The organism is Serinibacter salmoneus (genome assembly GCF_002563925.1).
Taxonomy (GTDB): domain Bacteria; phylum Actinomycetota; class Actinomycetes; order Actinomycetales; family Beutenbergiaceae; genus Serinibacter; species Serinibacter salmoneus.
The window spans coordinates 519,104-533,051 of the sequence record NZ_PDJD01000001.1; the positions used below are offsets into that span (position 1 = coordinate 519,104).

Here is a 13,948-nt window from a genome sequence, read left to right on the forward strand (position 1 = left end):
CAGGTTAGGTGTGCCTTGGCAGACACCCCATGGCGGCGTTTGTAGAGTGAGGTTTGGCGTGCGCGTGCTTGACGCGCACGTGGCATGACGACAGTGAGGTGAAGACGATGGCTTCGACGGATCACGTCGATGTGATCGTCGTCGGCGCAGGCCCCTCGGGGGCCGCCACCGCCCACTACCTCGCCCAACGGGGGCTCGAGGTCCTGCTGCTGGAGAAGTCCACCTTCCCGCGGGACAAGGTCTGCGGGGACGGTCTCACACCCCGCGCCGTGGCTGAACTGATCTCCATGGGCATCCCCATCCGTGAGGAGGACGGCTGGATCCGCAACACCGGCCTGCGGGTGCTCGGGGGCGGTCACCAGATCGAGATGCCGTGGCCGGACCTGGAGACGGTCCCGAACTTCGGCCTCGCGCGCGCCCGGACCGACCTGGACGAGACGCTCGCGCGCCACGCCGTCGCCTCCGGCGCCAAGCTCCTGGAGGGGCACAGCGTCACCGGTCCCGTGCTCGACCCGGACGGCCGTGTGGTGGGGGTGACGGTCAAGCCCGTCGACGGCCGCGGACGCGCCACCGGGGAGGCCGAGCGCACCTTCACCGCCCCGTATGTCGTCGACGCCGCTGGGGTCTCCGCGCGCCTGGCCACCAAGGTGGGGCGCGAGAAGCGCGACGACCGGCCTCTCGGCGTGGCTGCACGCACCTACTTCCGCAGCCCCCGCCACGACGACGACATGATGGAGTCGCACCTGGAACTGTGGGACGGAAAACCGGGCGAGAGCGATCTGCTGCCCGGCTACGGCTGGATCTTCGCGCTCGGCAACGGCCTGGTCAACGTCGGCCTGGGCAGCGTGAGTTCCAACGCGCGCTCCACGCAGATCAAGTACAAGGACATCTTCGCGCGGTGGATGGAGAACGTCCCCGAGGAGTGGGGCTTCACCCCTGAGAACCAGGTGGGTCCGGTGCGCAGCGCGGCGCTGCCGATGGCTTTCAACCGCAAGCCGCTGTATGCCGACGGACTGCTGCTGGTGGGTGACTCCGGCGGCATGGTCTCCCCGTTCAACGGTGAGGGGATCGCCTACGGCATGCAGGCCGGCCGGTTCGCCGCCGAGACCATCGCCCAGGCGCTGGCTCGGCCCACGGCACTCGGTCGGGAGCGCGCCATGGCCGCCTACCCGCGGCTGATGACCGAGGAACTCGGCGGCTACTACCGCCTGGGCTCGGTGTTCGTGAGGATCATCGAGCACCCCACGATCATGCGGATCTGCACGAAGTACGGCCTCCCGCGGCCGTTGCTGATGAAGTTCGTGCACAAACTGTTGTCCGACTCCTATGACCGGACGGGTGGCGACGCCATGGACCGGATCATCACTGCACTGACGAAGGTGGTGCCAGCGGCATGACCAATCCCTACGTGCCGATCCTCATCATGATGGCCGTCGCCCTCCTGCTGGGCGTCGGCGGGTTGACCGCGAGCCGCCACATCGGGCCGCAGGTGTACAACCGCGCCAAGCTGGAGGCCTACGAGTGCGGCATCATGCCCACGCCTCAGGCCATCGGGCACGGCCGCCTGAACATCAAGTACTACCTGGTGGCGATGACGTTCATCGTCTTCGACATCGAGGTGGTCTTCCTCTACCCGTGGGCGGTCGCGTTCACCGATCTCGCGGTCTTCGGCGTGGTGGCGATGCTCACCTTCATCGCGTTGATCACCGTGCCCTACATCTACGAGTGGCGCCGTGGCGCCCTGAGTTTCGACTAGGAGGTCGTCATGGGACTCGAGGAGAAGGCGCCGGGCTTCATGCTCGGTACCATCGGGGATCTGGTCGGGCTCGCCCGTAAGACCTCCATGTGGCCCGTGACCATGGGCCTGGCCTGCTGTGCGATCGAGATGATGGCCACCGGCGGTGCCCGCTTCGACATCTCCCGCTTCGGGATGGAGGTTTTCCGCGCCTCCCCGCGCCACGCCGACCTGATGATCGTCTCGGGTCGTCTCTCGCAGAAGATGGCCCCCGTGGTCCGCCAGGTGTACGACCAGATGAGCGAGCCCAAGTGGGTCATCTCGATGGGTGCGTGCGCCTCCTCCGGCGGGATGTTCAACAACTACGCGGTGGTGCAGGGCTGCGACCACGTGGTGCCGGTCGACATCTACCTGCCTGGCTGCCCGCCACGACCGGAGATGCTGCTGCACGCGATCCTCGAACTGCACAAGCAGGTCGGTAAGGAACCGCTCGGCGCGAACCGAGTGGAGATTGCCCGGGCCGCTGAGGCCGCCGCGCTGATGGCAACGCCGACCTCCGACCAGAAGGGGCTGCTCGCGTGACCGGGACACCCGATGCCGAGGGCCGTGCGGACCTGGGCCTGGTGCCCGCGCGTGACGGCGGTCAGGACATGGGCGACCTGGTCGCTCGACGCCAGGGCCTGTTCGGCAGCGCCGGTTCCGGCGACACCTCCGGCTACGGCGGGCTCGTCACGACCGTCGTGATCGGCGAACCCGCGCAGCGCCCGTACGGCGGCTGGTTCGACGAGGTGGTCGACATCCTCGCCGAGGTCATCGAGGACGCCGGCCTGTCCTACGACGCCGTGGTGCGCCGCGTGGTCGTCGACCGGGGTGAGTTGACCCTCGAGATCGCCCGCGAGCACCTGGTGGCCGTGGCGAGGATGCTGCGGGACGAGCAGGACCTGCGCTTCGAGTTGTGCCTCGGCGTCAGCGGGGTGCACTACCCGGATGACACCGGCCGCGAGTTGCACGCCGTGTACCACCTGCGCTCCATCACGAACGGTCCGCGCGTGCTGCGGCTGGAGGTCGTGGCCGGGGAGGACGACCCGCATGTGCCCTCGCTCGTGGACGTGTACCCCACGAACAACTGGCACGAGCGCGAGACCTGGGACCTGATGGGGATCGTGTTCGACGGTCACCCGGCGCTCGCTCGTATCGAGATGCCCGACGACTGGGTGGGGCATCCCCAGCGCAAGGACTATCCACTGGGTGGCATTCCGGTGGAGTACAAGGGCGCCACGGTGCCCCCGGCCGATCAGCGGAGGTCCTACCGATGACCACCATCGAGGAGGAGCTGGACGGCGTCCCCACCTTCACCGCCACCGGCGGCGACTGGGCCTCGATCGCCGAGGAGGCGGCCCGGCTGGGTGAGGAACGCATCGTCGTGAACATGGGTCCGCAGCACCCCTCCACGCACGGCGTGCTGCGTCTGATCCTGGAGATCGACGGCGAGACGGTGCGGGAGGTGCGGGTCGGCATCGGCTACCTGCACACCGGCATCGAGAAGAACATGGAGTACCGCACCTGGACCCAGGGCGTGACGTTCTGCACGCGTATGGACTACGTCGCCCCGTTCTTCCAGGAGGTCGGGTACTGCCTCGGCGTGGAGAAGCTGCTCGGTGTCGAGGTCCCCGAGCGCGCCACGCTGGTGCGGGTGCTGCTGATGGAACTGCAGCGCATCGCCTCCCACCTGGTCGCGATCGCCACCGGCGGTAACGAACTGGGCGCGACCACCATGATGATCGAGGGCTTCCAGGGACGTGAGGAGATCCTGAAGATCTTCGAGCTCATCTCCGGGTTGCGGATGAACCACGCCTACGTCCGCCCCGGTGGTCTCGCGCAGGACATCCCGCCGGGAACCGTGGACGCGGTGCGGGACATGATCCCGCGGATGCAACAGCACGTGAAGCACCTGCGGATGCTGGTGGCCGCCAACCCCATCTTCAAGGGACGATCGGTCGGCATCGGCCACCTGCCGCTGGCCACGGCGCTGGCGCTCGGTGTGACCGGGCCCGTGCTGCGCTCGGCCGGTCTCCCGTTCGACCTGCGCAAGGACGACCCGTACTGCGGGTACGAGACCTACGAGTTCGACGTCCCGACCAGCACCGACTCCGACGTGTACTCCCGGGTGATGCTGCGCTTCGCGGAGATCGATGAGTCGGTTCGGATCGTTCGCCAGGTCCTGGACCGCCTGGAGAAGCAGGACAAGAGCGGGCAGAGCCACCCCGTGATGGTCGACGACCCCGGTATCGCCTGGCCCGCGCAGCTCGCGATCGGGCCGGACGGCCAGGGCAACTCCGCTGCGCACATCCGCGAGATCATGGGCGAGTCGATGGAGTCCCTCATCCACCACTTCAAGCTCGTCACCGAGGGCTTTCGGGTCCCGGCCGGGCAGGTGCACACCGAGGTGGAACACGCCAAGGGGGTCCTCGGCGTCCACCTGGTCTCCGACGGCGCCACTCGCCCCTACCGGGCGCACTTCCGCGATCCGTCGTTCACGAACCTGCAGGCGCTCTCAGCCATGTGCGAGGGCGGGCAGATCGCCGATGTGGTGGTGTCGGTCGCCTCGATCGACCCCGTGCTGGGAGGTGTGGACCGATGACCGCCGAACCGAGGCCGGCCGCGCTGGCCCTGTTCCCCGACGACGTCGCGACGCAGTTGGAGGCGGACACGCGCGAGGTGATCGCGCGCTACCCGGACTCCCGTTCCGCGTTGTTGCCGCTGCTGCACCTGATCCAGTCGGTGGACTCCTTCGTCTCGCCGCGCGGGATCGCCTGGTGCGCCGAGGCCCTCGACCTCAGCCGTGCCGAGGTCTCCGCGGTGGCCACGTTCTACTCCCAGTACAAGCGCAAGCCGAACGGGCGCTACACGGTCGGAGTGTGCACGAACACGCTGTGTGCAGTCATGGGCGGGGACGAGATCTTCGGCGCCGTGTCCGAGCACCTCGGGATCGGCAACGAGGAGACCACGAGCGACGGCGCGATCACGCTCGAGGCCGTGGAGTGCAACGCCGCCTGTGACTACGCCCCCGTGGTGATGGTCAATTGGGAGTTCTTCGACAACGTCACCCCGGCGAGCGCGATCTCGCTGGTGGACGACCTGCAGGCGGGCCGTGAGGTCACCGCCTCCCGTGGCCCCGTGGTGCAGGACTTCCGCGCGGTCTCCCGGGTGCTGGCCGGCTTCGAGGACGGCCTGGTGGACTCCGGTCCCACCGCCGGACCCGCGAGCCTGGTGGGTCTGGAGATCGCCCGCGAGCACGGCTGGCGCGCCCCCGCCTACCCGGGCGCACCCGAGGCCGACCCGACGGCCGGGACCGAGGCCGTGGGGGAGCCCGGTTCCTCCGCGGACCACCAGGAAGGGACGCAGTCATGACCGACCGGCTCACCCCGATCCTCACCGACTCCTGGGACGTGCCCCGGGCCTGGACGCTGCCGGTCTACCGCGACCGCGGCGGCTACCGGGCACTGGCCAAGGCGCGGGGGATGTCCACCGAGGACCTCGTGAACGCCGTCAAGGGCTCCGGCCTGCGCGGCCGCGGCGGCGCCGGGTTCCCCACCGGCCTGAAGTGGAGCTTCCTGCCCGCCCCGGACGGCGGACCCCGCTACCTCGTGGTCAACGCGGACGAGTCCGAGCCGGGCACCTGCAAGGACGTCCCGCTCATGATGGCCAATCCCCACGTGCTGGTGGAGGGCGTGGCGATCACCAGCCACGCGATCGGCTGTGACCACGCATTCATCTACCTGCGCGGCGAGGTCGTGCACGTCTATCGCCGCCTGCTCGCGGCTGTGCGCGAGGCGAAGGAGGCGGGCCTGCTCGGGTCGCTGGAGATCACCGTGCACGCCGGCGCCGGGGCCTACATCTGCGGTGAGGAGACGGCCCTGCTGGACTCCCTCGAGGGCCGTCGCGGTCAGCCGCGACTCAAGCCGCCGTTCCCCGCGGTGGCGGGCCTGTACGCCCGGCCCACCGTGGTCAACAACGTGGAGTCCATCGCCTCCGTACCCGGCATCGTGCTCGGCGGCGGGGAGTGGTTCTCCGGCATGGGCACCGCCAAGAGCACGGGCCACGGCATCTTCTCCCTGTCCGGTCACGTCACCCGTCCCGGGCAGTACGAGGCGCCGCTGGGCATCACGCTGCGCGAACTGCTCGAGCTCGCCGGCGGCATCCGGGAGGGACACGAACTGAAGTTCTGGACCCCCGGCGGCTCCTCCACCCCGATCCTCACGGCCGAGCACCTCGACGTGCCGCTGGACTTCGAGGGTGTGGCCGGTGCCGGGTCGATGCTCGGCACCCGTGCGCTGCAGATCTTCGACGAGACGGTCTCCGTGGTGCGTGCCGTGGCGCGTTGGATCGACTTCTACAAGCACGAGTCCTGCGGGAAGTGCACCCCGTGCCGGGAGGGCACCTTCTGGCTGCAGCAGATCATGCACCGGCTCGTGGCAGGCAAGGGCACGGCGGAGGACATCGAGACCCTCTCCGACGCCGCCGGCAACATCCTGGGCCGTTCCTTCTGCGCCCTCGGTGACGCCGCGGCCACCCCGATCCAGAGTGGCCTGCAGTACTTCCGGGAGGAGTTCGAGGCGGGGACCCACACCCCGGCCGACGAACTCTTCCCGCCCCGTGCGTCCCTCATCGTCCCCGCGGCCAGCCAGGAGGTCCCGGCATGACCACCACCCAGCCCTCGCCGGGCGCCACCGCCCCGGTGCCCCTGGTCGAGGTGACGATCGACGGCATCACGACCGAGGTGCCGAAGGGCACGCTGATCATCCGCGCCGCGGAGGACCTCGGGATCGCCATCCCGCGGTTCTGCGACCACCCGCTGCTCAAGCCGGCCGGGGCCTGCCGCCAGTGCCTCGTGGACGTCGCGATGCCGGATCGGGAGGGCAACGTCCGCCCGATGCCCAAGCCGCAGGCCTCCTGCACGATGACCGTGGCACCAGGCATGGTCGTCAACACCCAGCTCACCTCTCAGACCGCCGACAAGGCGCAGCGCGGGGTGATGGAGTTCCTGCTCATCAACCACCCGCTGGACTGCCCGATCTGCGACAAGGGTGGGGAGTGCCCGCTGCAGAACCAGGCGATGGAGCACGGCCGCCCGGTCACCCGGTTCCACGACGTCAAGCGCACCTACCCGAAGCCCCTGGCGATCTCCACCCAGGTGCTGCTGGACCGCGAGCGCTGCATCCTGTGCCAGCGGTGCACCCGGTTCTCCGACGAGATCGCCGGCGACCCGTTCATCGAGTTGCAGATGCGTGGTGCTCGCCAGCAGATCGGCACATTCGACGAGACCGTTCTCGGGTTCACCGGCGAGGCCCCGGTGGGGGCCAGCGAGCTCGACGCCGCCGGCGCCCCGTTCGCCTCCTACTTCTCGGGGAACACCATTCAGATCTGCCCCGTCGGGGCCCTGACCTCGGCCGCGTACCGGTTCCGCGCGCGGCCCTTCGACCTGGTCTCCACCCCCTCGATCGGTGAGCACGACTCCTGCGGCGCCGCGATCCGGATCGACCACCGCCGCGGCGTGGTGGTGCGCCGGATGGCGGGTGAGGACCCGGCGGTCAACGAGGAGTGGACCAGCGACCGGGACCGGTTCGCCTTCCGCTGGCAGGCGGCGCACGATCGGCTCGCCGCGCCGATGGTGCGCGATGGCGGCGAACTGGTCGAGACCAGCTGGGCCGACGCCCTGGACGTCGCCGCCACGGAACTGGCCTCGCGCCGCGGCTCCCTGGCCGCACTCCCGGGCGGACGCGGCACCCTGGAGGATGCCCAGGCCTGGAGCGCCTTCACCCGTCGGGTGTTGGGGACCAACGACGTCGACTTCCGTTCCCGCGCCTACGGCGGTCGCGAGGAGGAAGCACTGCTCGCCTCGCACGTCGCCGGATCCGGCCTCACCGTCACCTACGGCGACCTGGAGCACGCCCACGTGCTGCTCGCCGGCCTGGAGGCAGAGGAGGAGGCCCCGACGATCTTCCTCCGCCTGCGCAAGGGTGTCCTTGCCGGCACGGCGCGCGTGACCACCGTGGCGCCACTGCGCTCCCGTGGCGCCACCAAGATGCGCGCCGACCTGCTCGCCTCGGTGCCCGGCACCGAGGCGGAGGTGCTCGACGCCGTGGCCTCCCTCGGCAGCGCCGAGCAGCCCGGCATCATCCTGGTGGGGGAGCGGCTCGCCGCCGCGCCCGGTGCCATCACCGCGGCGTTGCGACTCGCGCAGCGCACCGGCGCCAAGCTGGCCTGGGTGCCGCGCCGCGCCGGCGACCGCGCCGCCGTGGAAGCGGGGCTGCTGCCCTCGCTGCTGCCGGGCGGACGCCCGGTGACGCAGACCGCGGCGCGCTCCGAGGTCGCCGAGGCGTGGGGTGGGGACATCCCGACCGAACCCGGACGCGATCTCGCGGGGATCCTGGCCGCGCTGCGCTCCGGCGCACTCGCCGGAGTCGTGGTCGGCGGCGTGGAACTGGGCGACCTGCCCGATCCCGTGGCGGCGCGCGAGGCGTTGCTCGCGGTGCGCGAGGCCGGTGGTCTCATCGTGTCCCTGGAGGTGCGCGCCAGCGAGGTCACCGAGTTGGCTGACGTGGTCTTCCCCGTCGCGCCACCCGTGGAGAAGTCCGGGACCTTCCTGACCTGGGAGGGCCGTCCCCGCTCGTTCCAGGCAGTCTTCGACACGCCCGCACAGAGCGACGCCGACGCACTCGCCATGCTGGCGAACGAACTCGGCGTGACCCTCGGGACCGCCCCGGCCACCGCCTGGCGCGGCACCCGGGTCGCCAAGCCGTCGGTCAGCGCGCCGCCGCCACCTTCCCCAGGGCCTGGACGGGCGATCCTGGCGAGTTGGCGCCTCATGCTCGACGGTGCGCGCGGCCAGGACCTCGAACCGCACCTGGCAGGGACCGCGCGGCGGTCCGTCGCGATGATGTCGCCGACCACGGCAGCCGACCTCGGGGTCGAAGGCGCCGAGCGCGTCACGCTGCGCGGGCCGGCGGGCGAGACGAGTTACCCGCTGCTGGTCACGAACGTGGCCGACGGTGTGGTGTGGGTGCCCGCGAACCCGCGGGAGGACGCGGCGCCGATCGCCGCACTGGGCGTCAGGATCGGTGAGATGGTGGAGGTCGTGCGATGAACCACGACGTTGCGGCGGACTTCTCGAACGACGTCTGGTGGATCTGGGTCATCAAGGCCGTCGGGATCCTGGTGTTCCTGCTGCTGAACGTGCTGATCGCGATCTGGGCGGAGCGCCGGATCCTCGGGCGCATGCAGATTCGCCCGGGCCCGAACGTGCACGGCCCGCTCGGGCTGCTGCAGTCCCTGGGCGATGCGATGAAGTTGCTGCTGAAGGAGGACATGACCGTCCGCGCCGCGGACCGCTTCGTGTACCTGTTGGCGCCGCTGATCACGGTGTTCTCCGCGCTCCTCGTGTTCGCGGTGATCCCGATGGGCCCGGAGGTGAGCATGTTCGGCGTCGTGACGCCGATCCAGCTGACCGACCTGCCGGTCGCGATCCTCTACATCCTCGCGGTGGCCTCGTTCGGCTTCTACGGGATCATGCTGGGCGGGTGGGCCTCCGGCTCCACCTACCCACTGCTGGGTTCCGTGCGCGGGACCGCACAGGTGATCTCCTACGAACTGTCGATGAGTCTGGCGCTGGTCAGCGTCTTCATCGTCACCGGATCGATGTCCACCTCCCGGATCGTGGAGGAACAGACGAGTTTCTGGTGGGCGCTGGCACTGCTGCCCGCGTTCGTCGTCTACATCATCTCGATGGTCGGCGAGACCAACCGCCTGCCCTTCGACCTCCCCGAGGCCGAGGGCGAACTAGTGGCGGGTCACATGACGGAGTACTCGTCGATGAAGTTCGCCTGGTTCTTCCTGGCGGAGTACATCAACATGTTCAACGTCTCAGCGGTGGCCGTCACCGTCTTCCTTGGTGGGTGGCGCGCGCCGTGGCCGATCTCCGCGATCAACGACGGCATGTTCAACGAGGGTTGGTGGCCCTTCCTGTGGTTCTTCCTGAAGATGTGGACGCTCATGTTCTTCTTCTTCTGGGTCCGCGGAACCCTGCTGCGCTTCCGGTACGACCAGTTCATGAACCTGGGGTGGAAGGTCCTCATGCCCGTCGCCCTGGTGTGGCTCGTGCTCGTGGCCGGTGTGCAGGCGGTGCGGCAGTTCGCCGACGTGCCCCTGAACGAACTGCTCCTGTGGATCGGGATCCCGCTGGGTGTGCTGGTGGTGATCCTGCTGGTCTGGCCCGCACGCAAGCCGCCCGAGAGCGAGCCCGATCCAGAGGCGAGTGTCTTCGACCCGTTCGCGGGGGGTTACCCCGTACCGCCGCTGCCAGGTCAGGTGATGCCGGAGGCACCGCGGCGCCGCCGGGTCTCGGTCCAGGCCGGCTCCGCCACCGCCACAGACGCCGATCCCGCACCCGAGGCACCGAAGGAGAACTCCGATGGCTGACCCGCAGGAGTCGACCCCCGAGCGTGGGGGACTGGGCAAGGCCCTGGGCGACTTCTTCGCCCCCGTCGCCGGTTTCGGCGTGACCTTCTCGAACATGTTCCGACCCATGGTCACGGAGCAGTACCCCTTCGTGAAGCACCCCACAGCCCCCCGCTACCACGGCCGGCACCACCTCAACCGCTACCCGGACGGCCTGGAGAAGTGCATCGGCTGCGAGCTGTGCGCCTGGGCGTGCCCGGCCGATGCGATCTTCGTGGAGGGCGCCTCCAACACGGCCGATGAGCAGCACTCCCCGGGGGAGCGGTACGGGCGGGTGTACGAGATCAACTACCTGAGGTGCATCTTCTGCGGGCTGTGCATCGAGGCGTGCCCCACCCGGGCGCTGACGATGAGTAACGAGTTCGAGCTCGCCGGGCCCACGCGTGAGGGACTGATCTTCACCAAGGAGGAACTGCTCGCACCCCTGAACGAGGGGATGCTCGCGGCGCCGCACCCGATGGTGGAGGGCACCACAGACGACGACTACTACCGGGGCGAGGTCACCGGGCCGACGCAGACGCAGGTGGACTGGGTCGCCGAGCATCGTCCCGATGAGCCCACCCTCGAGGCAGCGCGCCGCGCAGCGACCAGCGGGAAGGGCGTGAAATGACCGACGTCGTAGGGTCCGGTGGGGAGCAGGTGCTCTTCTGGATCATCGGGCCGCTCATGGTGCTGGCCTCCCTCGCGCTCCTGTTCGCGCGCAAGCCGGTGCACGCCGCCGTGGGACTGATCTTCGTGATGATCGGGATGGCCTTCCTCTACACCGCGCTGGAGGCGCCGTTCCTCGGCGTCGCGCAGGTGGTGGTCTACACCGGCGCGATCATGATCCTGTTCGTCTTCGTGCTGATGCTCGTGGGCGTCGACGCCGCCGACTCGGTGGCCGAGACGATCAAGGGACAACGGTGGATCGCGTTCCTGCTCGGCGCCGGCCTGGTGGTCGTGCTGGGCGGGGTGATCCTCACCGCGACGATGCCGGACGCGACCGGCCTCGACGCAGCCAACGCCGTGACCAACCCGGTCGGGGTCGCGTACGTCATCTTCGGCCAGACCGTCTTCGCACTCGAGCTCGTGGGCGTGCTGCTGATCGTGGCCGCGTTGGGCGCCATCACCCTCACTCACCGCGAGCGGCTCGGACCCGTGTTGGACCAGCGCGAGACCGTCACGCTGCGGATGCAGGCCTACGCCCGCGGTGAGGGCGGTGAGGTGCTCACCCCGCCGCCGGCACCCGGTGTCTACGCCCTACACAACGCGGCCGATGTCCCCGCGATGGACGCCCACGGCAAGCCCATCGAGTCCTCGGTGCCGCGTGTGCTGCGCATCCGCGGCCAGGAGGTCTCGCCCGCCGAGGTCGATGGTCACGTCCGTGAGATCTCCCGGGGCGCGTTCCTGCAGCCACGGGCCGATCGCGATGGCGCCCCCGATACCGGGACCGATCTGGACAAGGAGACCGACCGGTGAGCCTCGTGCACTACCTGGTGCTGGCCAGCATCCTGTTCGCCGTCGGCGCCGTGACGGTGCTGACCCGCCGCAACGCGATCCTCGCGTTCATGGGGGTGGAGCTCATGCTCAACTCCTGCAACCTCGCCCTGGTGACGTTCAGCCGCGTACACGGCGGCCTCGAGGGGCAGGTGATGGCCTTCTACGTGATGGTCGTCGCCGCCGCCGAGGTCGTGGTGGGGCTGGCGATCATCGTGTCCCTCTATCGCTCGCGTCGGACGGTCTCCGTCGACGAGCCCAGCCTGCTGAAGAACTAGGAGGGGCACCACGATGATCGACGCGAGCTGGCTGCTCGTCGCCATTCCGGCGCTCAGCGCCGCCGTCCTGCTGCTGCTCGGGCGTCGCAGCGACGCCTGGGGGCCCTACCTCGCCATCGCCGCGAGCACCGCTTCCTTCGTGGTCGGGCTGTTGACCCTGTTCACCGTGCTGGGCGAGGAGGCGGAGAACCGCATCCACGACGTCACGCTGTACAGCTGGCTGCCGGCCGGGGACTTCTCCGTGGACCTCGGGATGCGGATCGACCCGCTCTCGCTCACGTTCGTGATGCTCATCACATTCGTCGGCACGCTGATCCACGTCTACTCGCTCGGCTACATGCAGCACGACGCGGACAAGCGGCGCTTCTTCGCCTACTTGAACCTGTTCGTCGCCGCGATGCTCACGCTGGTCCTCGCCAACTCCTATGCCGGGCTGTTCCTCGGCTGGGAGGGCGTCGGCCTGGCGTCCTACCTGCTGATCGGCTTCTGGAACCAGCACACCGAGAACGCGGTCGCGGCCAAGAAGGCGTTCGTGATGAACCGCGTGGGGGACATGGGCCTCATCATCGCGATGGGGCTCATGGCCGCGAACGTCGGCTCGGTGAGCTTCGCCGACGTCGACGCCGCGGTGCCCGGCCTCTCCGCGGGTGTCCTGACCGCCATGGGACTCCTGTTACTGCTCGGGGCGGTGGGTAAGTCCGCACAGTTCCCACTGCAGGCGTGGCTCGGTGACGCGATGGCGGGCCCGACACCGGTCTCCGCGCTGATCCACGCGGCGACCATGGTCACCGCCGGGGTGTACATCATCGTGCGCTCGGACGCGATCTTCTCCGCGGCGCCGGACGCCCGGCTGGTGGTGGCCGTGATCGGTGCCTTCACGCTTCTGCTCGGTGCCTTCATCGCCTGCGCGAAGGACGACATCAAGAAGTCCCTCGCCGGTTCGACGATGTCCCAGATCGGCTACATGGTGCTCGGCGCCGGCCTCGGACCGATCGGGTACGCGTTCGCGATCTTCCACCTGGTCACGCACGGCTTCTTCAAGGCCGGGCTCTTCCTCGGTGCGGGATCGCTGATGCACGCGAACGACGACTCCACCGACATGCGCCACTACGGTGGCCTGCGCAAGGTCATGATGATCACCTGGCTCACGTTCGCGGCCTGTTGGCTCGCCATCATGGGCGTGCCACCCTTCTCCGGGTTCTACTCCAAGGACAAGATCATCGAGGCCGCGTTCGTGGGCTCCGGCTGGCAGCCCTGGGTGCTGGGCGGCGCAGCGCTGATCGGCGCCGGGATCACCGCGTTCTACATGTCCCGCATGTTCTTCATGACCTTCTTCGGCAAGGAGCGCTGGGTGGACTCCGCCGAGAAGCTCGGACCGGACGACCCGCGGCCGGTGCGCCACCCGCACGAATCCCCGTTGGTCATGACGATCCCGATGATCGTGCTCGCGCTCGGAGCGACCTTCCTCGGGATGCTGCTCGCCTGGGACTCCGCGATCGAGCACTGGCTCGCGCCGGTGGTCGGGGAGTCCGAGCTGCATCACGCCGAACCGGTCATGCCGTTGTGGCTCATCATGACCACCACCCTGACCCTGGTGGCGCTCGGGATCCTGCTGGCCTGGCGCCAGTACGGGATGAACCCCGTACCGCTCACGCCCCCGCACGGTTCCGTGCTCACCCGCGCGGCCCGCCGCGACTTCTACGCCGACGATGTGAACGAGGCCCTCACGATGCGACCAGGTCAGCACCTGACCAGAACCCTGGTGTACGCCGACACCGCCGTGGTGGACGGCTCCGTCAACGGCTTGGCGCGCGGCACCGTTTCCCTGGGCAGGTCCTGGCGCAAGCTGCAGAACGGCTACGTGCGCAGCTACGCCGCCCTGATCCTGGCCGGCGTCGTCGTCGCCGGCATCGTCCTGCACCTCGTGAGAATGTGAGCGGAG

At 69.2% G+C, this 13,948-nt stretch carries 13 protein-coding genes; all 13 read left to right on the forward strand.

The window, feature by feature from the left end; translation table 11 throughout:
• Positions 1-107 precede the first annotated feature (107 nt).
• The gene (locus tag ATL40_RS02125; RefSeq protein WP_098470217.1) at positions 108-1,397 is read left to right on the forward strand and encodes a geranylgeranyl reductase family protein; all 1,290 of its coding nucleotides are present in this window, start codon (positions 108-110) and stop codon (positions 1,395-1,397) included.
• Positions 1,394-1,756, forward strand: coding sequence for an NADH-quinone oxidoreductase subunit A (locus tag ATL40_RS02130; protein WP_098468101.1), 363 nt, complete (start codon positions 1,394-1,396; stop codon positions 1,754-1,756). Before ATL40_RS02125 ends, ATL40_RS02130 begins: the two co-directional genes overlap by 4 nt.
• Before the next feature lie 9 nt (positions 1,757-1,765).
• Positions 1,766-2,317 (forward strand): NADH-quinone oxidoreductase subunit B, encoded by a 552-nt coding sequence (locus ATL40_RS02135; protein ID WP_098468102.1) that lies wholly within the window; start codon positions 1,766-1,768, stop codon positions 2,315-2,317.
• Between the two features lie 68 nt (positions 2,318-2,385).
• Positions 2,386-3,051, forward strand: coding sequence for an NADH-quinone oxidoreductase subunit C (locus ATL40_RS02140; RefSeq protein WP_098470218.1), 666 nt, complete (start codon positions 2,386-2,388; stop codon positions 3,049-3,051).
• The gene (locus ATL40_RS02145; protein ID WP_098468103.1) at positions 3,048-4,376 is read left to right on the forward strand and encodes an NADH-quinone oxidoreductase subunit D; all 1,329 of its coding nucleotides are present in this window, start codon (positions 3,048-3,050) and stop codon (positions 4,374-4,376) included. Before ATL40_RS02140 ends, ATL40_RS02145 begins: the two co-directional genes overlap by 4 nt.
• The gene (gene nuoE, locus ATL40_RS02150; protein ID WP_098468104.1) at positions 4,373-5,146 is read left to right on the forward strand and encodes an NADH-quinone oxidoreductase subunit NuoE; all 774 of its coding nucleotides are present in this window, start codon (positions 4,373-4,375) and stop codon (positions 5,144-5,146) included. Before ATL40_RS02145 ends, nuoE begins: the two co-directional genes overlap by 4 nt.
• On the forward strand, positions 5,143-6,438 hold the full coding sequence (gene nuoF, locus ATL40_RS02155) for an NADH-quinone oxidoreductase subunit NuoF (protein WP_098468105.1): 1,296 nt from the start codon (positions 5,143-5,145) through the stop codon (positions 6,436-6,438). Before nuoE ends, nuoF begins: the two co-directional genes overlap by 4 nt.
• Positions 6,435-8,882, forward strand: a complete 2,448-nt coding sequence (locus tag ATL40_RS02160) for an NADH-quinone oxidoreductase subunit G (protein WP_098468106.1) — start codon at positions 6,435-6,437, stop codon at positions 8,880-8,882. Before nuoF ends, ATL40_RS02160 begins: the two co-directional genes overlap by 4 nt.
• Complete coding sequence (gene nuoH, locus ATL40_RS02165; RefSeq protein ID WP_098468107.1) at positions 8,879-10,213, forward strand: NADH-quinone oxidoreductase subunit NuoH; 1,335 nt, start codon at positions 8,879-8,881, stop codon at positions 10,211-10,213. The genes ATL40_RS02160 and nuoH overlap by 4 nt, the downstream gene beginning before the upstream one ends.
• On the forward strand, positions 10,206-10,862 hold the full coding sequence (nuoI, locus tag ATL40_RS02170) for an NADH-quinone oxidoreductase subunit NuoI (RefSeq protein WP_098468108.1): 657 nt from the start codon (positions 10,206-10,208) through the stop codon (positions 10,860-10,862). Before nuoH ends, nuoI begins: the two co-directional genes overlap by 8 nt.
• On the forward strand, positions 10,859-11,710 hold the full coding sequence (locus ATL40_RS02175) for an NADH-quinone oxidoreductase subunit J (protein WP_098468109.1): 852 nt from the start codon (positions 10,859-10,861) through the stop codon (positions 11,708-11,710). The genes nuoI and ATL40_RS02175 overlap by 4 nt, the downstream gene beginning before the upstream one ends.
• Positions 11,707-12,006, forward strand: a complete 300-nt coding sequence (nuoK, locus tag ATL40_RS02180) for an NADH-quinone oxidoreductase subunit NuoK (protein ID WP_098468110.1) — start codon at positions 11,707-11,709, stop codon at positions 12,004-12,006. The genes ATL40_RS02175 and nuoK overlap by 4 nt, the downstream gene beginning before the upstream one ends.
• Positions 12,007-12,019: 13 nt before the next feature.
• Positions 12,020-13,942 carry an NADH-quinone oxidoreductase subunit L gene (gene nuoL, locus ATL40_RS02185; protein ID WP_098468111.1) on the forward strand — a complete coding sequence of 641 codons (1,923 nt, stop codon included), beginning with the start codon at positions 12,020-12,022 and terminating at the stop codon, positions 13,940-13,942.
• The last annotated feature ends 6 nt before the right edge of the window (positions 13,943-13,948 follow it).